Below are 22,830 nucleotides of genomic sequence, written 5' to 3'. Positions count from 1 at the left end.
CTGGCTCCCTTACTGTTTGGCGAAGATGTCGCGATGGGCGCCCACCCCGTCGGCGAAGCTCTCGGCCGGACGACCGAGGATCTTCTCTACGTCGTGTGTCACGAGGGCGGGCTTGTCGACCGTCGCCTCCAGAAACGCGATGTAGGCGTCGGCGAATTGGGTCGGAAAGCCAAGCCCGATGAAGCGCTGCCGCACGAGGTCGGCCGGAACCTCCTGATAGCGCAGTCGGCGCCCGAGGACCGCGCCGATCGCCTCGACCAGTTCCGTGTTCGTGTAGGCCTGCGGTCCGGTCAGCGGAACCTTCCTACCCAGCAGGTCATCGGTCAGCAGCGCTTTGGCCGCCACCGCCGAGATGTCACGGTCGACGATCGGTGCCGTCGACGCCGACGCGTATGGGCCGCTGACCACATCGCCGGCCTGAATCTGGGGCGCCCACATGCCAAAGAAGTTGGTAATGAACACCGTTGGGCGCAGGCTCACCCAGTCCAAACCGGAATCCACGGCCAGTTGCTCGACTTCCTTGTTGCGGTCGCCCCGAAATCGCGATGGCTGGCGAGAGAAGTCGTCGTCGGCATTGATCGCCGAAAGCGCGACGAGGCGCCGCACGCCTTCGCGACGAGCCAGTTCGACGACCGGGGTGAGGTCGTCGCCTAATGCACGTGAGTTGAGGAAGATCGCGTCTGCTCCGCGCACCCCCTCGGCGGCGGAGGTGACGACGTCGACCCCGTCGGGAAACCCTGCGGTGTCCGGACGGCGGGTGACGGCGCGTACCTGCGCGCCGGCATTGACGAGTTCGGTGACCAGTGGGCGACCGACATTGCCGGTGGCGCCCGTGACAAGAATTGCATTCATGAAGTCAAGGACGGGGCCGCGACCGGAAAAGTTACACGCCGTCGCGTGTAACTTTTCGCACCGCCGATTCGTCATTACTGCATGAGCGATTCACCTTCGGTCGACGTGGCGTGGCGCAGCCACCGCGCCTACGTGGTGAACCTCGGCTACCAGATGCTCGGCGACGTCGGGGAGGCCGAGGACGTCGCGCAGGAGGCCTTCCTGCGCCTGTCGCGCGCGGACCTGTCGGAGATCGACGACATCCGAGCCTGGTTGACCGTGGTGGCCGGGCGGCTGTGCCTGGACCAGTTGCGATCGGCCCGCGCGCGCCTCGAACGTCCTGATGAATCGGGAGTCCTCGACGCGAGCCCGTCGGCGGAGATCGATCCGGCCGACCGGATCACGCTCGACGAGGAGGTGCGCGGCGCGCTCCTCGAGGTGCTGCAGCGGCTGAGTCCAGGCGAGCGGGTGGCGTTCGTGTTGCATGACGTCTTCCAGATGCCGTTCGACGAGATCGCCGAGACGGTGGGCAGGCCCGTCGGCACGTGTCGTCAACTCGCGCGGCGGGCCAGGGCGAAGATCGCCGATGCGTCGCCGCGGCTTACCGACATCAGCGACGTCGAACATCAAGCCGTGACCCAGAAGTTCATCACCGCGTGCACCAACGGAGACCTGCGGACGCTGACAGCGGTGTTGGATCCGACGGTGTGGGGCGTCGCCACGTTCGTTGGTGGGGGGTCCCCGCAGATCAACCACGGGCGGGAGGACGTGGCGCCCAACCTCCTTCGCTTCTTGGCTCATGGACTCACCTTGGTCACCGGACCGGCTGGGGAGGTGCTCGGCTTCGCCGACCGCAGGCTGGCGGTGGTGCTGACGCTGACTGTGCGTGACAGCCTCATCGTGAAGATCGAGGCGACGGTCGATCCGTCGGCGGCGAGCAGGACCTGATTACTGCCAGTACTCGTTCATGGGTTGGGCGAACTTGTCGTTGTTGGTCAGTGGTGGAAGCCCAAGGGACAGTTCGATGGTGCGCAGCAGGCTGTAGTGGTTGTTGTGGTCCTTGGCGACGAAGTGCCCGCTGCGCATCCCGCTAGCCACAGCGCCCGGTGACGGGATGACGACTGTGACGATGTGGTTGCCCTGGTTGCCGTTGCCCAGTGACAGGTTGTTGTAGTCCTCGTCGAACGTCACGACGACGGCGCTCTTCTGCGTAAGGTCCTGCCACGTAGGCGAATTCAAGATGACGGGCAGCGTGTCTTGAAGCCACTTGTCACCCGCCGCGACGTTGTACTGATGTCCGCCGAGGAACGGTGGTAATAGCTGGCTGACAGCCCACTGGATGATGCCGTCGAGGGTGTCGGTGGGGCCTTCCATATTGGTGTGATCATCCGCCGCGAACCACACGAAGTTCGGGGCCTTGGTTGGCACGGCGAGATCCTGTCCCATCTGCGTCAGATCGAACAGGTGTGCCGCCACGCGCGCCTGGTCGTTGTAGATGTCGCTGAAGGCGAGGAACGGTAACCGGTCGGTCGGCGTGGTGTAGCCGCCGCCGCCTTCCATGTAGCCGGCCCACGTCTTTTTCGCCGCCTCGATGTTGTCGGCAAGATTGCGCTCGTCAAAGCAGTTCGCGGGGCAGTTGAAATTGGTGCCGAAGTCGCTTCCGCCGAGGATCGGATAGTAATTCGGGTCGCTGGGGTGGGTCAGCGCGTAGTAGTTCGAGCCGAGTCCGTAGGTGTTGATGAGGCTGTTGAGGTACGGCGCGTTGGGGCTGCCGACGATGTCGGTATAGCCCTTGTTCTCCAGGTAGACCATGAACACGTGATCGAGCTGGCCGACCCTCGACTCAGGTGGTGTGGGTGGCGGTGGGGCGGGAAGTGCAGCCCCGACGGTGAACGAGAGATCGTCGGCGTAGGCGTTGTTGTAGTTGCCGGGGAACGGGTTGCAGTCGGTGAACGTCACGACCACACGCGCGCTGCGGGTGCCCGTCGGGATCGTCCCCGAGGCCTCCCGTTCGAGCAGCACGGTCTGAAGCCAACGATCGAGCACGGTGACCGGCGTGAGCCGGCCGGTGCCAAGAACTGACTGGTCGGCGCCCAGGAAGTCGACGCTGACCGATGCCGCGGACGGGTCGATGACGAAGCCGCCAAGTGCACCGCTCAGCGTGTACGGCACTGTGCCGGTGTCGATTTCGAGTGCCGCATCCTTGAGATTGACGGTTTGGGTGAGGGAGGAGGTGGCTACGTTTCCACCGCCGAAGAACTGTTCGCCGCTGCCGACGGGAGCGCAGATCGCGCTCGGAAATCCCAGAAAAGCCGGCAGTGTCGGCCCGGGCGTACCCAGTGGCCACGGCAGACGGCGCTGCGTGCCGTATTCGATCACGGTCGGTGTCCCGGTTACCGTCCACCCCGGAACGGTGACCGAGCTGTATCCCGACAACGACGGGTCGCCCAGCTCAGCGCCGGGGTTGACCAGCAGATTCGGGCTCTGGACCAGACTTGTCGTCACTGCGGCGGGCGCGACGTTGACGAACGCCTGCTCAAACTCACGGCGCACCCAGGCCAGCAAGGTCCACAGCGTGGGCGCCTCGGGCGGAGTCACCGGTCCGGTGCCGGCCTGCGGGTTGAGGCCGATCGCGGACAGCAGCCCGGAAACGAGGTTGACAATGAGGTTGCCCGGGGCCGCGGGGGCACTGACCGTGGACGGCGCGGTTGGGGTCACGATCGCTGAGGTCACCGTTGGAGATGCGGTCGTGGTGGCGATGCGCGCAGCGGCGAGCTGCGGCGCGGACACAGCCGGCGCGGTCGTGCCGGCCGCACTTACCGAAACCGTCGACGCAGTGACTGCGCTTGTCGGCCACTCCGTGGCCGACGGCTCGGCCTGCGTGGATTTCGAGCTGCTGGAGCTTGTGGCAGTGGGAGTCGCTTCCGCGGGCTTCGCTGCTGATTCCGGCGTCGGCTTCTTCGTCGGGGGTGTGGACTCCGTCGTGGTGCTACCGCTTGAGGTGCTTGTGGTGCCGGTGCTGGTCACGGAGGTGTTGGCACCGCCGGATGCCTGCACCAGGCCGGCCTGCGGGTCGCTCGATGATCCTGGCTGCGTGGTGGAATCTGTCGATGTCTGTGTCGTCTGTGAGGACGACGACGTTGCCGTACCGGTGCTCGTGGTGTCGGTGCTCGGCGTGGACGACGCCGACGGCGAACCGCTCGACGCCGAACTGCTCTTGGTATCCGTCGACGACGCACCGGTCGTATCGGCCAGCGCAATCGCCGGGCTGTTGGCGATCGACACGCCCAACCCCAGCGTGACCGCCAACGCGCCGACGCGGCCGATATATCTGGCGTAACCCATCGTGACTCCTTGCGGGATGGGAATTCAGGCGCCAGCAAATTTACGCCGCCGACGATCATCGAGGGCGGAAACGACAGAATGCTTGCCCGGGCGCCGCGCGGCTAGCCGTAGGTGAACGAAAACGCTTGCAGTCCTTGGCTTAACCGCACCTCTACCAGCCCGCGCCGGACGTCGTTGTCGGCGACGATCTGCCGCAGCGTCGGCGGACCGCTGACCGCAATGTCCGTCGACTCGCCGTCTCGGACGACGGTCACCGTGCCCGTCCCGCCGACCACCAGATACACATTGCGGGCGCGGTAGTTCAGCTCGATGCTCGACGAGCGACTGCCCGAGGTTGCGCCTTGATAGTCGAGCGTCCACGGCCCCTTGAGGGCGAACGTGTCATCGGCGAGGCGTGCGGGGTACTCGAACGTCGCATCGCCCTGGTCGTACTGACCGTCACCGCCGTAGTTGACCACCTTTCCCACGCCCAGATAGGTCTCCGGGGTGAGGTCCGGCGGGGGAGTGGTGTCGAGCGATTCGGTCGGATTCGGCAGCGTGACACCTGGACGAGCAGATGAAAGCAGTTGGCGGATAAGGCGTTCCGTTGTCGGGTAGTCGCCTTCGCCGAACTTGACGTGCCGGATGGTGCCGTTGGCGTCGATCAGATACTTGGCAGGCCAATACCGGTTGCGGTAGTTGGTCCACGTCGAATAGTTGGGATCCAGTGCGACCGGGTATGTGATACCGAGATCTTTCGCCCCGCTCGCGACGTTGTCCGGTACTCGCTCGAACGCGTATTCCGGTGTGTGCACGCCGATCACCTCGAGGCCGGCGTCCTTGTAGGCCTTGTACCAGTCGACGATGTGGGGGATGGCCCGCTGGCAGTTGATGCACGAGTAAGCCCAGAAGTCGATCAGAACGACCTTCCCCCTCAATGATTGGAGGTCGACGGCCGATCCGCTCGGGGTGTTCAGCCAGCCGGCGATGCCAGTGATGTCAGGCGCCGTGCCGCAGCTTTCGAGCTGCGAGGCCCCGTTGGTACAGTTCGCCAGCTCCTTGTTCTGATCGTTGACCAGGCCGCCCAGGTTGAGCTTTTCGCGGATCTGCTCGTCGCCGCCGACGGTCTCCTGCAGCTTGCTGGTGTAGTCCGGGATGGCGCGCTGCAGCGCCGCGGGCAGGTTGAATACCAGTGCGACGGCAAGCAGTATCGTGACAAGGCCTGCGGCGATACGGATTTCCCGTTGACGGCGCCGGAATGCCGTGACGCGTTCGGCGACGCGACGACCGGCGAGCGCGAAGAACAGCAGCGGCAATGCCGCACCGACCGCGAACGACAGGGTGAGCGCGATCGTGTTGATCCCGATGGTGCCGGTGGCGCCGGCAATGACGATGGCCGCCAGCACTGGGCCTGCGCACGGCACATACAGCACACCCAGCGCGAGGCCGAGCCCGAAACCGCTGTTACCCGAACCGAATTGCTTCTGTGGAAGCCGGGAGAACGGCTTCTCGAGCAGCGCTTCGAATTTCGGGAAGATCAAGCCGAGGCCGATCGCCAGCAGCGCCGCCAGTGCGACCCATCGGATGGCGTCCTGCGGCAGGCGCAGCAACGACAGCAGTGCCGAACCAGCAAGCGTCACAACGGAAAAGCTCAGTACCAGCCCGGCGATCACGCGGTATGGCCGCAGCGTTTCGGACAGTATGCGCTTCGTCTTGACTGCGCCGTCGTCGCGGGCGCTTTGCGTGCCGGAGAAGAAGATCACCGGCAGGACCGGAAGGATGCACGGCGAGATGCCGGTGATCAAGCCACCGACAGAACCGATCAGGACAAGCGTGAACATGTCCGCCTTTTCTTGCTCGCGGGGGTTGGTGACCTAGGTGGTCGGTGGCATCAGGACCGTGTCGATCAGATACACCGTGGCGTTGGCGGTGCGAACCCCGCCGCACACCACATTGGCGTTGTTGGCCTTGAGCGTGTTGCCACTGCCGGTCACCGTCACCTCATCGCCCTGCACCGTCTTGTGCATGCCGGTCACCTGCGCCGGGCTGGCCTGTCCCGGCACCACGTGGTAGGTCAGGATGCTGGTCAACAGATTCGAGTCCGTCTTGAGCTTGTCGATGGTGGCCGGGTCGATCTTGGCGAACGCCGCGTCGGTCGGTGCGAACACCGTGAACTCGCTGCCGTTGAGGGTGTCGACCAGGTTCACATTCGGGTTGAGCTTGCCCGACACTGCCGCGGTCAGCGTGGTCAGCAGCGGATTGTTCGACGCCGCGACCGCGACTGGATCTTGCGCCATACCGGTCACCGAGCCAGGGCCGGTCGGGTTCTGTGCGGCGTAGTCGGCGCATCCCGGCCCAACCAGTCCGGCGCCGGGATCCATAGGCCGGTCCATGGGTGCCGGCGCGGCGGGGCTGGCGGCGACGGAAGAACTCGTGCTCTTCGCAGTCGACGAGGTGGACCCGTCGGAACACGCGGATACGGTGAGAATGGCTGCCGCTGCCAGGCTCGCGGCCGTAAATGCCTTGCGGTAAACGGTTTTCATGACGCTATTGCTCCCTTGTCGTGACGGGCTCTCTGCCCGCCCTCTGCACTGACACCGGGGATTCGGCGCGAGGCACGTCATGGATGGACGCGAATCGCCGGCGTCACTCTTGCGTCACTTTTTCCACAGGCACCAGGGCGCGGCACAATAGGTTGGTGAGCACCGGCGGGCAGGAGCGAAGCGACCCGGGGATCAGTCGTGTCCGAGTCCTGATACTCGGCAGCACCGGCTCGATCGGCACCCAGGCGCTGGAGGTCATCGCCGCGAATCCGGACCGCTTCGAAGTCGTCGGATTGGCGGCCGGCGGGGGTAATCCGGAGCTGCTGGCCCGCCAGCGTGCCGATACAGGTGTGACGAATATCGCGGTCGCCGACGACGCTGCCGCGTCCCAGGTGGGCGATGTGACGTACGCGGGCCCGGAGGCCGTAACCCGGCTGGTCGGGGACACCGAGGCCGACGTGGTGCTCAACGCCCTCGTCGGCGCGCTTGGCCTCGAGCCGACGCTGGCAGCACTCGCCACGGGTGCGCGGCTCGCGCTGGCGAACAAGGAATCCCTGGTGGCCGGCGGGCCACTGGTGCTCAAGGCCGCAAGACCTGGGCAGATCGTGCCCGTCGACTCTGAACACTCCGCAATGGCGCAATGTCTGCGCGGCGGGACGCCCGACGAGGTGGAAAAGATCGTGCTGACCGCGTCGGGAGGACCGTTCCGCGGTTGGACCGCCAAGCAACTCGAGCGCGTCACACCACAGCAGGCCGGGGCGCATCCCACCTGGTCGATGGGTCCGATGAACACCCTGAACTCGGCGTCGCTGGTCAACAAGGGCCTGGAGTTGATCGAAACCCACCTGCTGTTCGGCATTCCCTTTGACCGCATCGACGTGGTCGTCCACCCGCAGTCGATCGTGCACTCAATGGTCACGTTCACCGACGGCTCGACCCTGGCCCAGGCAAGCCCGCCGGACATGAAGCTGCCGATCGCCCTGGCGCTGGGCTGGCCGGCCAGGGTGCCTGGAGCCGCCCTCGCCTGTGACTTCTCCACCGCGTCGACCTGGGAGTTCGAGCCGCTGGACGCCGACGTGTTCCCTGCCGTCGAGCTCGCACGTGAGGCGGGAACGAAAGGTGGCTGCCTGACCGCCGTCTACAACGCGGCCAACGAAGAAGCGGCCGAGGCCTTCCTCAGCGGCCGCATCCCGTTCCCTGGCATCGTGCGAACGATCGCCGACGTCCTGCGCGCTGCCGACCAGTGGGCTGCCGAACCCGCTACCGTGGATGACGTACTCGACGCGCAACGCTGGGCCCGCGACCGGGCAAAGGGCGCAGTATCCCGGGAGGTCGTCACCACCAAATGATGTGGGTCATTGGCATCGTGCTCTTCGCCCTCTGCATCCTCCTGTCGGTGGCGCTGCACGAATGCGGGCACATGTGGGCGGCGCGGGCGACCGGAATGAAGGTGCGCCGCTACTTCGTCGGCTTCGGGCCCACGCTGTGGTCCACGCGCCGGCCCAACGAACTCGGCTACACCGAATACGGCGTCAAGGCGATCCCGCTCGGCGGGTTCTGCGATATCGCCGGCATGACCTCGATCGAGGAACTGGCGCCCGACGAGCACGAGCGCGCGATGTTCCGGCAGAAGACGTGGAAGCGCGCAGCGGTGCTGGCCGCGGGCCCGGGCATGAACTTCGTCATCGGCCTGGTCCTGATCTACGCCATCGCCGTGATCTGGGGGCTGCCGAACCTGCATCCGCCGACCTCTGCCATCATCGGCGAAACCACGTGTGTCGCATCCGAAGTCGCCAAGGGACAACGCGGCGACTGCACCGGCCCCGGACCGGCCGCGCTCGCCGGCATCAAGCCCGGCGACACGGTGGTGAAGGTGGGCGACACCCCGGTGGCCAACTTCGACGAAATGGCCGCTGCCGTGCGCAAGCTCAACGGCCCGACGACCCTGACTGTGCAGCGTGACGGCAAGGAGTTCACGACTGTCGTCGACGTCACCCGCACGTCGAAGTGGCTCAAGGACAGTGACACCACTCCGACCAACGTCGGCGCGATCGGCGTCGCTCCCGCGCAATTCGGGCCGACGCAGTACAACCCGCTGTCGGCGGTACCCGCCACGTTCGCGTTCACCGGAGATCTGGCCGTCGAACTCGGCAAGTCGCTGGTCAAGATCCCGACCAAGGTCGGTGCGCTGGTGCACTCCATTGGCGGCGGCGAACGGGATCCCGAAACGCCGATCAGCGTGGTCGGCGCCAGCATCATCGGTGGTGACACCGCCGAACACGGCCTGTGGGTGGCGTTCTGGTTCTTCCTGGCCCAGCTGAACTTCGTCCTCGGCGCGATCAATCTCGTTCCGCTGCTGCCATTCGACGGTGGCCACATCGCGATTGCGGTGTTCGAGAAGATTCGCAATATGATTCGGTCGGCGCGCGGCAAGGTCGCCGCTGCGCCGGTGAACTATCTCAAGCTCATGCCCGCTACCTACGTAATCTTGGTAGTGGTGGTCGGCTACATGGCGCTGACCGTAACCGCTGACCTGGTCAACCCGATCAGGTTGTTCCAGTAGGAGACATCATGTCCGTCGGTTTAGGCATGCCGGCACCGCCCGTACCGACATTGGCTCCCCGGCGCAAGACTCGCCAGCTGATGGTCGGCAACGTCGGCATCGGCAGCGATCATCCGATCGCGGTGCAGTCGATGACCACGACCAAGACCCACGACGTGAACGCAACACTGCAGCAGATCGCTGAGCTCACCGCGACCGGCTGTGACATCGTCCGTGTGGCGTGCCCGCGGCAGGAAGACGCCGACGCGTTGCCGGAGATCGCCAGGCACAGCCAGATCCCGGTCATCGCCGATATCCATTTCCAGCCGAAGTACATCTTCGCCGCGATCGACGCCGGATGTGCCGCGGTGCGCGTAAACCCCGGCAACATCAAGGAATTCGACGGCAGGGTCGCCGAAGTCGCGAAGGCTGCCGGTGCAGCCGGCATCCCGATCCGCATCGGCGTCAACGCCGGCTCGCTCGACAAGCGATTCATGGAAAAGTACGGAAAGGCCACCCCGGAGGCGCTCGTCGAGTCCGCTCTGTGGGAGGCGTCGCTGTTCGAGGAGCACGGCTTCGGCGACATCAAGATCAGTGTCAAGCACAACGACCCCGTGATCATGGTCGCCGCCTACGAGCAACTGGCCGCGCAGTGCGATTACCCGTTGCACCTCGGCGTCACCGAGGCCGGACCGGCGTTCCAGGGCACCATCAAATCCGCGGTCGCATTCGGTGCTCTGCTGTCGCGGGGGATCGGTGACACCATCCGCGTTTCGCTGTCGGCGCCACCGGCCGAAGAGGTCAAGGTGGGCAACCAGATCCTGGAGTCGTTGAACCTGAGGCCGCGTGGACTCGAGATCGTGTCGTGCCCCTCGTGCGGCCGCGCTCAGGTGGACGTGTACACACTGGCCAATGCAGTCACCGCCGGGCTGGACGGGCTCGACTTTCCGCTGCGCGTGGCGGTGATGGGCTGTGTGGTCAACGGTCCCGGTGAGGCGCGTGAGGCCGACCTCGGTGTGGCGTCCGGCAACGGCAAGGGCCAGATCTTCGTCAAGGGCGAGGTGATCAAAACCGTGCCCGAGGCGCAGATCGTCGAGACGCTGATCGAAGAGGCCCTGCGACTCGCCGAAGAGGGTGGTACAGACGCGAGCGGTTCGCCGGTTGTAACCGTAAGCTAGGCATGACCCTGTGAGCGGGGTCACCGCCCCCGGGATCGGTTAGAAAGAGTCAGCATGTCGGCTCCGCCGCTTTTTCGCCTCGTCGACGAGCGACGGGTGTCAGTGGTGCGGGATGCCGCAGCGGTGCGCAGGGTGCTTGATGACGATCCGGTCGGCTCCTGCATGGTGGCATCGCGGGTCGCCGAGCATGGCATCGAGCCCTCCGCGATCGGCGGCGAGCTGTGGACGAGGCGCAGCGCATGCGAATCCCTGTGCTACGCCGGGCCCAATCTGATCCCGCTGCGTGGCGAAGTCAGCGATATGCACGCGTTCGCGGACAAGGCGATGAGCACGGCACGGCGGTGTTCGTCACTTGTCGGCCGCGCAGAGTACGTACTGCCGATGTGGGAGCGGCTCGAGCATGCATGGGGCCCGGCCCGGGATGTGCGCGAGCACCAGCCGTTGATGGCGTTGAGCACCGCACCTCAATGTGCGACGGACCCGGCCGTGCGGCCCGTTCGTATCGATGAACTCGACGCGTATCTGGTGGCGGCCATCGACATGTTCATCGGCGAGGTCGGCATCGATCCGCGGATCGGCGACGGCGGCCGCGGGTACCGCCGCCGGGTCGCCGGGCTGATTGCCGCCGGCCGAGCGTGGGCCCGCTTCGAGCGCGGCCAGGTCGTATTCAAGGCCGAAGTCGGATCGCAATCGCCCGCGGTCGGCCAAATACAGGGCGTGTGGGTTCATCCCGACTGCCGCGGCCACGGGTTGGGCACGGCGGGGACCGCCACGCTGGCGTCGGCGGTCATCCGCAGCGGCCGCGTCGCCAGCCTCTACGTCAACGATTTCAATACCGTCGCTCGCGCTACGTACGCGCGGATCGGCTTCACTCAGGTCGGCAGGTTCGCGACGGTTCTGCTTGACTGACAGCTTCACGCGACGCCGCTCGTTAGTCTTCTCATCATGACCGAACATGACGGGACAGTCGCCCGCCGCGAGATCGCCGACACTCTGGTCCGTGCGCTGGAGCGACGACACGAATTGCTCGACGTCGTCGTGGAATCCGAGGATTTCGACGCCGCGGTCGACGCGATCGCGACCATGCTCAACACCTCACACGCGGCGGCTGAAGCGGTGCTTCGGCTTTCGTTCGACCGGCTCACCAAGGTGTCTCGGCGCAGAATCGCCGCCGAACTGGAGGACCTGAACAACCAGCTCAGCTTCACCATGGGCGAGCGGCCCGCGAGTACGGCCGAATCGATGATGCTGCGACCGTTCTCAGCGGATTCCGATCGTGACATCTTTGCCGCACGCACCGCGGACGTGGGTGCGGCGGGGGACGGCTCGGGCGCACCCGCCGGTGAACTCGACGACGAAATTCGCGGAGCGGTGAACCGAGTGGACGCCGAAGAGGCCGCGTGGCTGGTGGCTCTCGTCGGGTCCGAGAAGGTCGGCATGGTGTTCGGCGAGCTGGCCGGTGGTGAGGTCAACGTGCGGATCTGGATTCACCCGGCGCACCGCAAGCACGGCTACGGCACGGCCGCGCTGCGCAAGTCGCGTTCGGAGATGGCCGCGTACTTCCCGGCGGTGCCATTGGTGGTGCGCGCACCCGCCGCGGGGGCCTAGCGCATCGATTTCTGCGTGAGGGCTGCGCTTTCGCGGGCGAAGCATGTTGCGTCGAAAGCGGTGCGCCTCCACGACCTCCATGTCTCGACTCCGTAACATCTGCCCCAATGGCAACTTCAGCATCACGGGTGGCAGGTCTGCTGACGATCGCAATGGTGGTCGCGACGCTCTTAAACGTCACAGCGTGCACGCCGAAACCCGACGGCCCCGAACCCACCGCCAAGGAATTCTTCACCGCGCTGGCTACCGGTGACACCGCCGCCGCAGCCGAGCTCAGCGATCGACCCGCCGATGCCCGCGCGGCGCTGAACGAAGCGTGGGCCGGCCTGCAGGCGGTCCGACTGGACGCGCAGGTCCTCGGCTCGCGCTATGCCGAGGACACCGGCAGCGTCATCTATCGCTATACGTGGCATCTCCCGAAGAACCGCACCTGGACCTACGACGGTCAGCTCAACATGATCCGCGATGAGGGCCGCTGGGAAGTGCGCTGGAGCGCAACCGGATTGCATCCACGCCTCGGTGAGCACCAGACCTTCGCGTTACGCGGCGACCCTCCGCGTCGGGCCTCGGTCAACGAACGCGGTGGCACGGACGTATTGGTGCCCGGCAATCTCTACCACTACGCGCTGGACGCCAAGGCGGCCGGTGGTGCGCTGATGCCGACCGCCAGAGCGGTCGCCGACGCGCTGAGGCCCTTCGACAACACCATGGACGCGCAGCGACTTGCCGAACAGGCCAGCTCGTCGAAGGAGCCGCTGGATCTGATCACCCTGCGCCAGTCCGACCACGACCGGGTGGCCGGAGCCGTCGCCGCCCTGCCGGGCGTAATGGTCACACCGCAGGCCGAGCTGCTGCCGACCGACGACTCATTCGCACCCGGCATCGTCAATCAGGTCAAGAACGCGGTGGTCGACGAACTCGACGGCCAGGCCGGCTGGCGTGTGGTCAGCGTCAATCAGAACGGCGTGGACGTCGATGTGCTCAACGAAGTGTCTGGCGCGCCGGCGCCGTCGGTCACGATCAGCCTGGACCGGTCCGTGCAGAACGCGGCGCAAAACGCCGTCAACTCCATCGGCGGCAAGAAGGCGATGATCGTGGTGATCAAGCCGTCGACGGGCGAAATCCTGGCCGTGGCACAGAATCCCGCCGCGGACACCGAAGGGCCGATCGCTACCACGGGCCTGTACCCGCCAGGTTCGACGTTCAAGATCATCACCGCGGGCGCGGCCATCGACCGCGACATGGCCACCCCGAACACACTGCTGGGGTGTCCCGGACACATGGACATCGGGCAGCGCACGATCCCCAACTACGGCGGATTCGACCTCGGGACGGTACCGATGTCGCGCGCATTCGCCAGTTCGTGCAACACCACCTTCGCCGAATTGGCCAGCAGGATGCCGCCGCGGGGGTTGACGATGGCCGCCGCTCAGTACGGCATCGGGCCGGACTACCAGGTCGAAGGCATCAACACCGTGTCCGGCTCGGTACCGCCGACCGTCAACCTGGCCGAGCGGACCGAGGACGGTTTCGGGCAGGGCAAGGTGTTGGTCAGCCCGTTCGGAATGGCGATGGCGGCAGCGACGGTCGCTGCCGGCAAAGCCCCTGTGCCGCAACTGATTGAGGGCCGGCAGACGGCCGTCAGCGGCGACCGCACACCGATCACGCCCAAGATGCTCGACGGCCTGCGGCCGATGATGCGGCTCGTCGTCACCAACGGCACGGCTAAGGACCTACAGTCAGCCGGCGATGTGCTCGGCAAGACCGGTGAGGCCGAATTCGAGGGCGGCTCGCATTCATGGTTCGCGGGATATCGCGGCGACATGGCATTCGCGGCGCTGATCGTCGGGGGTGGCAGCTCGGAGTACGCGGTGCGCATGCTCAAGGGCATGCTCGATCAGCTGCCACCGGCCTACTCGGCCTGAGTAGCCTGTCCGCAGAGGGCTATGACGGACATCAACCACGAATCTGCGGCGATGCGCATCTCCGACGCGGACCGCAACGGAACGCTGCGCCGGCTGCACAACGCCGTCGCGCTGGGGCTGATCGACATCGACGAGTTCGAGGAACGCTCGGCGCTGGTGTCCCGTGCCCGGCTGCATGCCGACCTGGACGCGCTCGTAGGCGATTTACCGGGTCCCGGCGCGATCGTCACCACGGCCGCCGACCGGGTGGAGCTGCGCGGCGTGCTCGGCTCGCTGAAGCGCCACGGCGAATGGATCGTTCCGACCCGGTTGGCTCTGCACCGGCGATTGGGTTCTGTCGACCTGGATTTGACGCGCGCCCGGTTCGCCGGGCCGATGGTGGTCGTCGAGCTCGACCTGAAGTTCGGTGGGCTGGATCTGAGGCTGCCAGACGGGGCCAGCGCCTCGATCGACGACGTGGAGGTCATCGTCGGCAGTGCGCACGACCACCGCAAGGACGCGCCGGCCGAGGGCACGCCGCATGTGATCCTGACGGGCAAGGTGGTGTGTGGATCGGTCGACATTCGCGGGCCTCGCAAGTCGTTCCGGTTCGGCCGCGCTACTTGAGCGGCTCGTCGGGCACCCCGTATCGCTCCTGATAAGCCCTGACCTGCTCCCGCACCAGCCGGGCGTCGAGGCCGGTGTCCGCCCACGTATAGCGGCTGCCGCCGCCGTCGCCGGGATGGGCTGCCAAAAATGCATGCATGTTCTGCTCGGCGACGGGGTCGAGCTCGCGGCCGAGTTCGGCGTATAACGCCCGGATCGTCGCGAACGGATCGCGAATGAAGTCGGCGAACTGCACGTCAACCACCCGCTGTGCCAGCGAGTCTCGCAACTTCATACCGCGATCCAGGCCGACGACGATCTCCTCACATGACTGCGCCGCGCATTCGATGCTCGAGCTTTCGTCGGACGCCAGGTGGCGCAGGTGGTGGGTGAGTGCGCTGATCGACGAAATGACGTTGAGCGGATCCCGGTGCGTCTGGACGATCAGTGCGTCGGGGTACTCGGCCACCAGCGCGTCGAGCTGCCACAGGTGTGCCGGCGATTTCAGTAGCCATTGGCCGGGCACGCCAGACTGCAAGTGCTGCAAGAACATTCGGTGATAGCGATAGGCTGGATGATGGTCGGCCTCGTGCAGCAGCCATCGGTAGTAGCTCGGCAGCCGGTACTGCACCGAGAAGATCATGCTGCAGAACTGACCCGCGGTGATGCGAACGCACTCCTGGCCGACCATTGCTCCCATCGGATGCCACGTCAGCAGGCCCGGGGCGATCTGTTCCGACATCTCGATACCGGCCTGGGTTTGGGCGATCCGCGGGTCGGTCGCGTAGGTCTGGAGGCTTGGCAACGGGAAAGGGTTGTCGACTTCCCACGTCAGCGGTGGCCGAAGCGCGGGATCCTGCGCGAGTAGGTCGAACAGGATCGTCGTCCCTGTGCGTGGCTGGCCGACGATGAAGATCGGCCGGGCAATCGGCCGGGCCGCTACTGCGGGATTCTCCTTGCGCCACTTGACGATCTGCAGCCGATTCGTCAGCGGACGGATGATGTCCAGAACGGCGATCTCGACGCCCAGGTCGTTGAGTCGGGCCTCGGCGACCAGGCCCTCGCATAGCCGCGCGAGCCCGTCGTGCCAGGTGTCGTCGTCACCAAAATCATCGGTTCCGGCCAGCTCGCATGCCTGCTCGACGAGCCGATCCGGTTCGAAGCGCTGAGCGGTCATGATTTCGGGCCGCCGCGGCGGACTGAGCTGCGCACGACGGGTGCTTGGGGGTTGTCGAGCCATCGCAGCACGACGAATCCGCGGCGCCTGCCGCCGGTATCGAGCCAATGGCCGTGCCCGAAGTCCTTGGCGCCGATAGCGATTCGCGCAAGACCGTCGCCGTCGGGGCGCACCGCCTTGTTGGTGACAGAGCTGTGCCGATGCCGTGGCTCGAGGCATTCGTGCCAGATGCTCTCCAGCGTGACGTTCCAGTAACGCGTGTCGGGCGGGCTGAACTCGAGCACCAGCGACTCGTCGGGGTCCAGTGCGAACGTGCCGATCATGTACAGGTTGTCGGGCGTGGTGTCAGCACTGCCCAATTCGGCCGCCTCGGCGGTCAGCAGCATATTGGGCCGAGTCATTAGTTCGGGCTTGATGGTGCGGTGCAGGGTGGCGAGCTTGACGATCGTCCACGCCATCGCGGTGAATTGTTCGGCCGCTTCGGCATCTGTTATCGGCGTCAGCGGCTCGGCATCGACGCATTCGATATTCATGGTCGCAGGTTCCTCGGTGTCCGGGGCGCCGATGTACTCGCGCACCACGATCGACGCGGCATCCTGGGGGATCGGGATCCATTGCGCCGAGCCAAGAATGTCTGCCGGCGGTTCAGCCGTTGAGAGCACCAGCGAAAACAACCCTGAGACCAGCTTCAGATCGGTATCGCTGAGGTAGCCCGCCATCCGTCGTGGCGTCAGGCCCGTTCCTGCGAGGACTTGAAAGCCGAGATAGGCCGTGCCGCCACGGATTCCGGTGACCCGATACGTCCGGTCGCCGCGGATCATCGCCAGCAGGTATCTGCCGTCCGGGTTGGGACCACCGATCAGGCGGGTGGGGGAGCACATGTCGAAGAAGCGGGGACGTTCCGCGTCGGCCTGGACGGAGAGTTCCGAGCACAGGCCGGTCACCTTGGCGACGGCACGAAGGCCCTCCAGCAGTTCGCGCTCGTCGACGGCGTCGTCGATCACGGTCTGGGTGAGATCGGCCAGCATCAGCTGGACGAATCGCCAGGCTTCGAGCGTCTTCGGCGCCCAAGCGTTGCCAATCTTCTCCACGGTGAGACATAGTCTCACCATGGACGTCGTCTCACGGCAGAATGCGCGCGAAAGCCTGACGGCGCGCAAACAGAAGGCCACCCGTGCCCGTATCGCCGCGGCTGCGGCCCAAGCGGTCGCCGAGAATGGCCTGGCCAGCGCCACTGTCGAGCAGATCGCGGCCGCGGCCGTGATCGGTCGCGCGACCTTCTTCCGGTACTTCAGTTCGAAGGAAGACGCCGTCGCCGAGGGGATGACGACGCATTGGCTGGACCTGATCACCGCCGCGATCGCCCGGCAGCCGGATCACCTGTCGGCCGCCGAGGCGGTGATCGCGGCGTTCGGCAACCTCGGCGATGGCTTCGAGGGGATCAGCCACCAGGTGCATGAGCTCGCGACGCTGACGCGGTCCTCACCTGTGTTCAGTGCCTGGACGCTACAGATCTACCTGCGGTATGAGGCCGCAATTGCCGACCTGGTGGCGCCGCGACTCGGCAATCCCGGACCCGAGGATCCGCGGCCACGGCTCATCGGGGCGCTCGCGATGGCCGCGATTCGGATCGCGCTGGACGACTGGCTGTTCCACGGCGGTTCACTGCCGGCTCGTGTGCGGGCGGCGTTGGCGTCCATGCAGATCGCGTGATCAGCGCCGGAACAGCTGAGAACCTATGCGAACGAGCCGATCCCACCCGGCCGGGCGGGCGGCCAGCTTGCCAATCAGAGGTATGGAGTCGAAATACGAAACCCGTTCGGCGATGAGGCCATTGGTGAAGGTGAAGCGGTCGAGGGCATCCCAGGAGATCGGCTTTCCGCCGTACGTTCCGCTCAGCGTGAATTCAAGGAACACCTCGTGCTTGCCATGTCCGACGCGGTGCACGTCGGCGCGCAGATCGGGCACCAGAGCGAAGAGCCGCTGGAACGACTCCCGGCACGCTTGTCTGCCGCGCAGTGTGCCCATCATCGGTTGGATCAGCACGATGTCGTCGCTCCACATCGCTTCGTGCTTGGCCAGGTCCGGGGTGCTCCAGGTCTCGGCGAATTGTTCGGCGAACCGGGCGGCGAACTGCTCGTCAACCTCGTCGATGGTCATGGTTCAGAATCTATCGGCGAGGTTGAATGCTGCCGTCCCGTGAGTGCGTATGGAACTGCGAAGCGTCCTAATCTGTGGTCTGGCCGTCCGTATTTTCTTCCGCGAACGTTCCGTACCGCTCGAAAATTCGACAAATTTTCGAGCGGTACGGAACGTTCGTCGGTGATCCGATCCGACATGGCGGCCCGCCAGCGGTCCGGCGGCGATATCGATCAGCGTCGCGACCAAGCCGCCCTACAAGGCCCCGCGATATTCGTCAGATCGGGCCGATTGTCCATCTCGATGATCAGGCGTTCGTCGGTCTCCACCACGTCCCGCATACCCAGCTGACCGAGCAGATGGCCCGGGGGGGTCGCCATGGGAGTGGACTCGCTAAGCATAGCTAATAAGATAGCATCATTCTCGAAATCAGAGACTGCCATTCTCATAGCTATCCTGGGCGTCATGCCTGTTCGCACCGCCCTTCGTCCCGGCGTAGTCTCGCCTACCTTGCCGGTGCCCAAGTCGATCGCCCGACCTGAGTACGTGGGCAAAGCGACGGCCCGTGAGGGCAGCGAGCCATGGGTGCAGACGCCCGAGGTGATCGAGAAGATGCGCGTCGCGGGCCGGATCGCCGCAGGCGCACTGGCCGAAGCGGGCAAAGCCGTCGCGCCGGGCGTGACCACCGACGAGCTGGACCGGATCGCCCACGACTACATGGTCGACCACGGTGCCTACCCGTCGACGCTGGGCTACAAGGGCTACCCGAAGTCCTGCTGCACCTCGCTGAACGAAATCATCTGCCACGGCATCCCCGACTCGACCGTGATCGAGGACGGTGACATCGTCAACATCGACGTCACCGCCTACATCGACGGTGTGCACGGCGACACCAACGCCACCTTCCTGGCCGGCGACGTGTCCGACGAGCACCGCCTGCTCGTCGAGCGCACCCACGAGGCGACGATGCGCGCGATCAAGGCCGTCAAGCCGGGTCGCGCGCTCTCGATCGTCGGCCGCGTCATCGAATCGTATGCAAACCGATTCGGCTACAACGTCGTTCGCGACTTCACGGGCCACGGCATCGGCACCACGTTCCACAATGGCCTGGTGGTGCTGCACTACGACCAGCCCGCCGTGGAAACCATTCTCGAACAAGGCATGACGTTCACGATCGAGCCGATGATCAACCTCGGCTCGCTGGATTACGAGATCTGGGACGACGACTGGACCGTCGCCACCAAGGACAAGAGGTGGACCGCCCAGTTCGAGCACACGCTCGTGGTCACCGACGACGGCGCCGAAATCCTCACACAGCTGTGAGACCTTCAGCGCGAGCAGACGCAAAAGCACCCGACACGCCGTGAAAATGGGGACTTTTGCGTCTGCTCGGCAGGGAAGTGGCGCGTTGCTGGTCGCCGGGACCACGTCGGACGCCGGGAAGTCGATGGTCGTCGCGGGGGTGTGCCGGCTGCTGTCCCGCAAGGGCATTCGGGTCGCGCCGTTCAAGGCGCAGAACATGTCCAACAACTCGGCGGTCACTGTAGAAGGCGGTGAGATCGGCCGGGCGCAGGCCATGCAGGCGCGGGCGGCGGGCCTTGCGCCCAGCATCCGGTTCAACCCGATCCTGCTCAAACCCGGTAGCGATCGCACCTCACAGCTGGTGCTGCGCGGCCAGGTCGTGGACACTGTGAGCGCCAAGGACTACATCACGCACCGTGACAGGCTGGCCACCGTCGTCGCCCACGAATTATCCCAACTACGAAGCGAATTCGACGCCGTCATCTGCGAAGGTGCCGGGTCGCCCGCCGAGATCAACCTGCGCGCAACCGATTTGGCCAACATGGGTTTGGCTCGTGCCGCGAACCTGCCGGTCCTTCTCGTCGGCGACATCGATCGTGGCGGGCTACTTGCCCATCTGTACGGGACCGTCGCCGTGCTTGGCCCCGACGACCAGAAGCTCATCTCAGGCTTCATCGTGAACAAGTTCCGCGGCGACCCCACCCTTTTGGCGCCCGGCCTGAAACAGCTGCAAGAGCTGACCGGTAGGCCCACCTACGGCGTCATTCCCTACGCCGACGGCCTGTGGCTGGACACCGAGGATTCCGTATCAGTGCTGGCGCACCATGTCGTCGGCGAGCCGCAGCCGCCGCGCGGCCGGGAGTCGTTGCGGGTGGCCGCTTGCCGATTGCCGCGGATCTCCAACTCCACCGACATCGAGGCACTGGCTTGTGAGCCCGGCGTGATCGTGCGCTGGGTCGTCGACCCGGCCGAACTCGCCGACAGCGACGTCGTCGTGCTGCCCGGCAGCAAGGCGACCGTCGCCGATCTGGCGTGGCTGCGCGAGCGCGGGCTGGCCGACGCGATCACCGCGCATGCCGGTCAGCACAAGCCGGTGCTCGGAGTATGCGGTGGATTTCAGATGCTGTGCCGCCACATCGACGACGCCGTGGAGTCAAAGGCGGGCGCGGTCGACGGGCTGAACCTTCTCGACGCGGAAATCGTCTTCGCGCCCGATAAGACGCTGCGGCACCACGACGAGCCACTGCACGGCTACGAGATCCACCATGGCCAGGTCGCCCGCAGCACCGAAGACGACTGGCTGGGCGTCGGCATTCGGCGCGGCGTTGTCTACGGCACACATTGGCACGGACTTCTCGACAACGATGCGGTGCGTCGTCAATGGCTGACCGAAGCGGCGGCCGCCTCAGGGCGGCACGGTTTCGTCGTCGCCGACGATGTTGACGTGGCGGCCCGGCGCGATGCGCAACTGGACGCGATGGCCGACCTGTTGACCGCCCATCTCGACGTCGACGCCATCCTCGCGCTGCTGGAACAGGGGCCACCACAGCGGCCGACGATCGTCACGACGCCGCAGGGTTGACGCCGTCGCGGTGACCGGCACGCACCTTCTGGCGACGGCATGCTTCAATGCCGCGGCCGTCGGGGAGTCGCCGAAGCACGGCAATCCAATGTCCTTGCGGCGCAACGTCTGCAGCGACACCACGACGGCGATGGTGCGGCGCGCGTTGTCGGAGAACACTGCGCGCGGCGGCTTGCCCGTCGCCAGCGTGCGGCTTAGCTCCGCAGTCGGTCGTCGCCCATGCACGCGATGCGGCGGTGCCGGTGCGAAATCAGGTGCCGGACGTAGCCACGAATGTGGCGTACTGTCCGGCACAAGCGTCGAGGTGAGATAACAGGTGCGGAACAGGAGGGGCCACGACGACCGCGCAACCACAGCTTCTGCCTCCCAATGTGGTACGGCACTGGTACGCGGGCGGGCCTGCGCTAGCCGCCTGGCGCGGTCTGCCACCGGTTGGTGACCGCTCGCCGGAAGAGTGGGTGGGCGCGACGGTCTCACGCTTCGGAGCGCCGAGCCTCGGGCCGGCCAAACTGGCCGACGGAACCCTGCTGCGGGACGCGGTTCGCGCCGACCCCCACAGCTGGGTCGGCCGTGACGACGGAGAATCAGGCGACACCGGTGTGCTCGTGAAACTCCTGGACGCCGGTCAGCGCCTGCCCGTACACGTGCATCCCACTCGGGAATTCGCCTCGCAGCATCTGGGCTGCGCGTACGGAAAGACCGAGGCGTGGTATGTGCTGGAAGCCGACGATGACGCCGCGGTGTGGGTCGGGTGGCGCGAGGACGTCAGCCAGGACCGGCTCACGCAGCTGGTGGAGGCGCAGGATGCCGAGGCGATGCTTGCGCTGATGCACCGGCTGCCAGTGCGACCGGGGGACGGTGTGTTGGTGCCAGGCGGTACCCCGCACGCGATCGGAGCTGGCATCCTCCTCGTCGAGGCGCAGGAGCCGACCGACCAGTCAATTCTGTTGGAGCGCACCAACACTACGGCGTCCGACGACGAAGTCTTTCTCGGGCTCACCCGCGAAGTGGCGCTGTCGGTCGTCGAGACGACAGCGCGAACCGATATCGCTGCGCTCACACGGCGCACCGGCGCCCACGTCGCCGGCCTCGTGGAGGTGCTGCCTGAGGAGGCGGCGCCCTTTTTCCGCATGGAATTGTTGACACCGGGTGTCGATGTGCCCAGTGGATTCGCGGTCGCCGTGGCTTTGTCCGGAGCCGGGGCGCTCACGTCCGTGCACAGCGAGCCCGTCGATGTGAAACGCGGCCAGACGCTCGTCGTCCCAGCCGCCTCCGGGGATTGGCGCGTCGACGGGGACGTGCGCTTACTCGTCTGTAGGCCGGGCACCACATGGCCGCCAAATCTCAAGCGAGGCGCAGCATGACCGGACTGGAGACGCGTCGGTAGCCTGACGGCATGACCAGGCCGCGCTCGGGGGTGTCACTGCTGGCGCTGCTCGTCGCTGCCGTGCTCACCGGTTGCGCACACCCGATCGCCGGCACCGCGAGCTGGCCGGGCGCCCGCCTGGACAAGGCGGTGTTGGCCGCAAATGACTTCCCGCCCGGTGTGCAGTACGACCGCATCATCCGCTCACCTGCTCAGCCCGACGGCACGGGCGGCCCGCCGGCCATGCTCTCGACACCGGAGGGCTGCTCGGATGGACTGACCCGCGCGATTGCCGACTCGGCTGAGCGAGGTCCTGGCAGCGCCGCCGAGTACGTAGTCGCGTATGACGGCGCGCGCATCGTGATGACGGTGTTGACGTCGCGGCTGGAGCTGGCACGGCTGGCCGCAATCGGGGAGCGTTGTGCACAGTTTCAGACGTACTTCGACCCGTCGTCGCCGGGCATTCCGATGACCACAACCAGGCTGCAAACGCCGCGTGCGGACGCGTTGGTGTACCAGCAGACAATGCGCCTCGCCAACGTCGACAGCAGCGCATACTTCTCGTTCGAGAATGTGGGCGAGATGGCGGTATTCGGAGTCGCGTTCCCCACAGCGAATCCCAGCATTACCGTCAAAGCCTCGCTGCCGCAGACGTTTCTGGACATCGCCGCTCGGCAAGCCGACCGGGCGCAACAGTCCTGAGTTGCGCGTCAACTACACCGCGAAAA

General features: G+C 65.9%; 21 protein-coding genes and 1 pseudogene. 14 read left to right on the top strand and 8 right to left on the bottom strand.

Features of this window, described 5'->3' with window-relative positions:
- Nucleotides 1–9: 9 nt before the first annotated feature.
- Nucleotides 10–852: an NAD(P)H-binding protein gene (locus tag VJV41_RS04720; protein WP_325331605.1), complete on the bottom strand. Its 843-nt coding sequence runs from the start codon at nucleotides 850–852 to the stop codon at nucleotides 10–12.
- Between the two features lie 81 nt (nucleotides 853–933).
- On the opposite strand from VJV41_RS04720, the gene sigI reads away from it, so the two are divergent.
- On the top strand, nucleotides 934–1,779 hold the full coding sequence (gene sigI / locus VJV41_RS04715; RefSeq protein WP_325331603.1) for an RNA polymerase sigma factor SigI: 846 nt from the start codon (nucleotides 934–936) through the stop codon (nucleotides 1,777–1,779).
- Here sigI and VJV41_RS04710 read toward each other — a convergent pair whose 3' ends face one another.
- Nucleotides 1,780–3,549 carry an alkaline phosphatase family protein gene (locus VJV41_RS04710; protein ID WP_325331601.1) on the bottom strand — a complete coding sequence of 590 codons (1,770 nt, stop codon included), beginning with the start codon at nucleotides 3,547–3,549 and terminating at the stop codon, nucleotides 1,780–1,782.
- Here VJV41_RS04710 and VJV41_RS04705 point away from each other — a divergent pair.
- Entirely contained in the window at nucleotides 3,494–4,171 is a 678-nt protein-coding gene (locus VJV41_RS04705; RefSeq protein ID WP_325331599.1) for a hypothetical protein, read from the top strand. The genes VJV41_RS04710 and VJV41_RS04705 overlap by 56 nt on opposite strands.
- A gap of 106 nt (nucleotides 4,172–4,277) precedes the next feature.
- On the opposite strand, the gene VJV41_RS04700 is transcribed toward VJV41_RS04705, so the two are convergent.
- Entirely contained in the window at nucleotides 4,278–5,996 is a 1,719-nt protein-coding gene (locus VJV41_RS04700; protein WP_325331597.1) for a cytochrome c biogenesis protein DipZ, read from the bottom strand.
- Nucleotides 5,997–6,029: 33 nt separating this feature from the next.
- The gene (locus VJV41_RS04695) at nucleotides 6,030–6,698 is read right to left on the bottom strand and encodes a fasciclin domain-containing protein (RefSeq protein ID WP_325331595.1); all 669 of its coding nucleotides are present in this window, start codon (nucleotides 6,696–6,698) and stop codon (nucleotides 6,030–6,032) included.
- 83 nt (nucleotides 6,699–6,781) lie between these two features.
- Here VJV41_RS04695 and dxr point away from each other — a divergent pair, with 83 nt between their 5' ends.
- From dxr to VJV41_RS04660, 7 genes are all read left to right on the top strand, one after another.
- A complete protein-coding gene (dxr, locus tag VJV41_RS04690; protein WP_414684881.1) occupies nucleotides 6,782–8,047 on the top strand; it encodes a 1-deoxy-D-xylulose-5-phosphate reductoisomerase in 1,266 nt (421 codons plus the stop codon).
- The gene (locus VJV41_RS04685; protein ID WP_325331592.1) at nucleotides 8,044–9,261 is read left to right on the top strand and encodes a M50 family metallopeptidase; all 1,218 of its coding nucleotides are present in this window, start codon (nucleotides 8,044–8,046) and stop codon (nucleotides 9,259–9,261) included. Before dxr ends, VJV41_RS04685 begins: the two co-directional genes overlap by 4 nt.
- 8 nt (nucleotides 9,262–9,269) lie before the next feature.
- A complete protein-coding gene (gene ispG / locus VJV41_RS04680; protein WP_325331590.1) occupies nucleotides 9,270–10,418 on the top strand; it encodes a flavodoxin-dependent (E)-4-hydroxy-3-methylbut-2-enyl-diphosphate synthase in 1,149 nt (382 codons plus the stop codon).
- Between the two features lie 54 nt (nucleotides 10,419–10,472).
- Nucleotides 10,473–11,327, top strand: coding sequence for a GNAT family N-acetyltransferase (locus VJV41_RS04675; RefSeq protein WP_325331588.1), 855 nt, complete (start codon nucleotides 10,473–10,475; stop codon nucleotides 11,325–11,327).
- Nucleotides 11,328–11,363: 36 nt separating this feature from the next.
- The gene (locus tag VJV41_RS04670; protein ID WP_325331586.1) at nucleotides 11,364–12,026 is read left to right on the top strand and encodes a GNAT family N-acetyltransferase; all 663 of its coding nucleotides are present in this window, start codon (nucleotides 11,364–11,366) and stop codon (nucleotides 12,024–12,026) included.
- 107 nt (nucleotides 12,027–12,133) lie between these two features.
- Nucleotides 12,134–13,951 carry a penicillin-binding transpeptidase domain-containing protein gene (locus VJV41_RS04665; RefSeq protein WP_325331584.1) on the top strand — a complete coding sequence of 606 codons (1,818 nt, stop codon included), beginning with the start codon at nucleotides 12,134–12,136 and terminating at the stop codon, nucleotides 13,949–13,951.
- Nucleotides 13,952–13,972: 21 nt separating this feature from the next.
- Nucleotides 13,973–14,557, top strand: coding sequence for a DUF1707 domain-containing protein (locus tag VJV41_RS04660; RefSeq protein ID WP_325331582.1), 585 nt, complete (start codon nucleotides 13,973–13,975; stop codon nucleotides 14,555–14,557).
- Here VJV41_RS04660 and VJV41_RS04655 read toward each other — a convergent pair.
- Together VJV41_RS04655 and VJV41_RS04650 are read right to left on the bottom strand one after the other, a co-directional pair.
- A complete protein-coding gene (locus tag VJV41_RS04655) occupies nucleotides 14,550–15,713 on the bottom strand; it encodes a sulfotransferase (RefSeq protein WP_325331580.1) in 1,164 nt (387 codons plus the stop codon). The genes VJV41_RS04660 and VJV41_RS04655 overlap by 8 nt on opposite strands.
- Nucleotides 15,710–16,825, bottom strand: coding sequence for a hypothetical protein (locus VJV41_RS04650; RefSeq protein WP_414684880.1), 1,116 nt, complete (start codon nucleotides 16,823–16,825; stop codon nucleotides 15,710–15,712). The genes VJV41_RS04655 and VJV41_RS04650 overlap by 4 nt, the downstream gene beginning before the upstream one ends.
- Here VJV41_RS04650 and VJV41_RS04645 point away from each other — a divergent pair.
- Nucleotides 16,824–17,426: a TetR family transcriptional regulator gene (locus tag VJV41_RS04645; RefSeq protein WP_325331578.1), complete on the top strand. Its 603-nt coding sequence runs from the start codon at nucleotides 16,824–16,826 to the stop codon at nucleotides 17,424–17,426. The genes VJV41_RS04650 and VJV41_RS04645 overlap by 2 nt on opposite strands.
- Here the strand turns inward: VJV41_RS04645 and VJV41_RS04640 are convergent, their stop codons facing one another.
- Entirely contained in the window at nucleotides 17,427–17,873 is a 447-nt protein-coding gene (locus VJV41_RS04640; RefSeq protein WP_325331576.1) for a nuclear transport factor 2 family protein, read from the bottom strand. It abuts the gene before it with no gap.
- A gap of 171 nt (nucleotides 17,874–18,044) precedes the next feature.
- Nucleotides 18,045–18,232 (bottom strand): annotated as a pseudogene (locus VJV41_RS04635) (phenylacetic acid degradation protein); the annotation flags it as partial.
- 85 nt (nucleotides 18,233–18,317) lie between these two features.
- On the opposite strand from VJV41_RS04635, the gene map reads away from it, so the two are divergent.
- The 4 genes from map to VJV41_RS04615 all read left to right on the top strand — a co-directional run bounded on the left by map (nucleotide 18,318) and on the right by VJV41_RS04615 (nucleotide 22,804).
- Nucleotides 18,318–19,175: a type I methionyl aminopeptidase gene (gene map / locus VJV41_RS04630; protein WP_325331574.1), complete on the top strand. Its 858-nt coding sequence runs from the start codon at nucleotides 18,318–18,320 to the stop codon at nucleotides 19,173–19,175.
- 46 nt (nucleotides 19,176–19,221) lie between these two features.
- On the top strand, nucleotides 19,222–20,736 hold the full coding sequence (locus VJV41_RS04625; protein WP_325331572.1) for a cobyric acid synthase: 1,515 nt from the start codon (nucleotides 19,222–19,224) through the stop codon (nucleotides 20,734–20,736).
- Nucleotides 20,737–21,107: 371 nt separating this feature from the next.
- A complete protein-coding gene (locus tag VJV41_RS04620) occupies nucleotides 21,108–22,100 on the top strand; it encodes a class I mannose-6-phosphate isomerase (protein WP_325331570.1) in 993 nt (330 codons plus the stop codon).
- A 32-nt stretch (nucleotides 22,101–22,132) separates the two neighbouring features.
- Entirely contained in the window at nucleotides 22,133–22,804 is a 672-nt protein-coding gene (locus tag VJV41_RS04615; protein ID WP_325331568.1) for a hypothetical protein, read from the top strand.
- Nucleotides 22,805–22,830 lie beyond the last annotated feature (26 nt).

It is taken from the genome of Mycobacterium sp. (assembly GCF_035274705.1).
Taxonomy (GTDB): domain Bacteria; phylum Actinomycetota; class Actinomycetes; order Mycobacteriales; family Mycobacteriaceae; genus Mycobacterium.
The sequence above is the reverse complement of the archived record's forward strand: the minus strand, read 5'-3'. Positions and strand labels throughout refer to the sequence as shown.

What these genes read in the sequence shown, in the direction of transcription:
- VJV41_RS04720 (WP_325331605.1), bottom strand. Translation starts at nt 852, where the DNA reads ATGAATGCAATTCTTGTCACGGGCGCCACCGGCAATGTCGGTCGCCCA.
- sigI (WP_325331603.1), top strand. Translation starts at nt 934, where the DNA reads ATGAGCGATTCACCTTCGGTCGACGTGGCGTGGCGCAGCCACCGCGCC.
- VJV41_RS04705 (WP_325331599.1), top strand. Translation starts at nt 3,494, where the DNA reads ATGAGGTTGCCCGGGGCCGCGGGGGCACTGACCGTGGACGGCGCGGTT.
- VJV41_RS04700 (WP_325331597.1), bottom strand. Translation starts at nt 5,996, where the DNA reads ATGTTCACGCTTGTCCTGATCGGTTCTGTCGGTGGCTTGATCACCGGC.
- VJV41_RS04695 (WP_325331595.1), bottom strand. Translation starts at nt 6,698, where the DNA reads ATGAAAACCGTTTACCGCAAGGCATTTACGGCCGCGAGCCTGGCAGCG.
- dxr (WP_414684881.1), top strand. Translation starts at nt 6,782, where the DNA reads ATGGACGCGAATCGCCGGCGTCACTCTTGCGTCACTTTTTCCACAGGC.
- VJV41_RS04685 (WP_325331592.1), top strand. Translation starts at nt 8,044, where the DNA reads ATGATGTGGGTCATTGGCATCGTGCTCTTCGCCCTCTGCATCCTCCTG.
- ispG (WP_325331590.1), top strand. Translation starts at nt 9,270, where the DNA reads ATGTCCGTCGGTTTAGGCATGCCGGCACCGCCCGTACCGACATTGGCT.
- VJV41_RS04675 (WP_325331588.1), top strand. Translation starts at nt 10,473, where the DNA reads ATGTCGGCTCCGCCGCTTTTTCGCCTCGTCGACGAGCGACGGGTGTCA.
- VJV41_RS04670 (WP_325331586.1), top strand. Translation starts at nt 11,364, where the DNA reads ATGACCGAACATGACGGGACAGTCGCCCGCCGCGAGATCGCCGACACT.
- VJV41_RS04665 (WP_325331584.1), top strand. Translation starts at nt 12,134, where the DNA reads ATGGCAACTTCAGCATCACGGGTGGCAGGTCTGCTGACGATCGCAATG.
- VJV41_RS04660 (WP_325331582.1), top strand. Translation starts at nt 13,973, where the DNA reads ATGACGGACATCAACCACGAATCTGCGGCGATGCGCATCTCCGACGCG.
- VJV41_RS04655 (WP_325331580.1), bottom strand. Translation starts at nt 15,713, where the DNA reads ATGACCGCTCAGCGCTTCGAACCGGATCGGCTCGTCGAGCAGGCATGC.
- VJV41_RS04645 (WP_325331578.1), top strand. Translation starts at nt 16,824, where the DNA reads ATGGACGTCGTCTCACGGCAGAATGCGCGCGAAAGCCTGACGGCGCGC.
- VJV41_RS04650 (WP_414684880.1), bottom strand. Translation starts at nt 16,825, where the DNA reads ATGGTGAGACTATGTCTCACCGTGGAGAAGATTGGCAACGCTTGGGCG.
- VJV41_RS04640 (WP_325331576.1), bottom strand. Translation starts at nt 17,873, where the DNA reads ATGACCATCGACGAGGTTGACGAGCAGTTCGCCGCCCGGTTCGCCGAA.
- map (WP_325331574.1), top strand. Translation starts at nt 18,318, where the DNA reads ATGCCTGTTCGCACCGCCCTTCGTCCCGGCGTAGTCTCGCCTACCTTG.
- VJV41_RS04625 (WP_325331572.1), top strand. Translation starts at nt 19,222, where the DNA reads ATGGGGACTTTTGCGTCTGCTCGGCAGGGAAGTGGCGCGTTGCTGGTC.
- VJV41_RS04615 (WP_325331568.1), top strand. Translation starts at nt 22,133, where the DNA reads ATGACCAGGCCGCGCTCGGGGGTGTCACTGCTGGCGCTGCTCGTCGCT.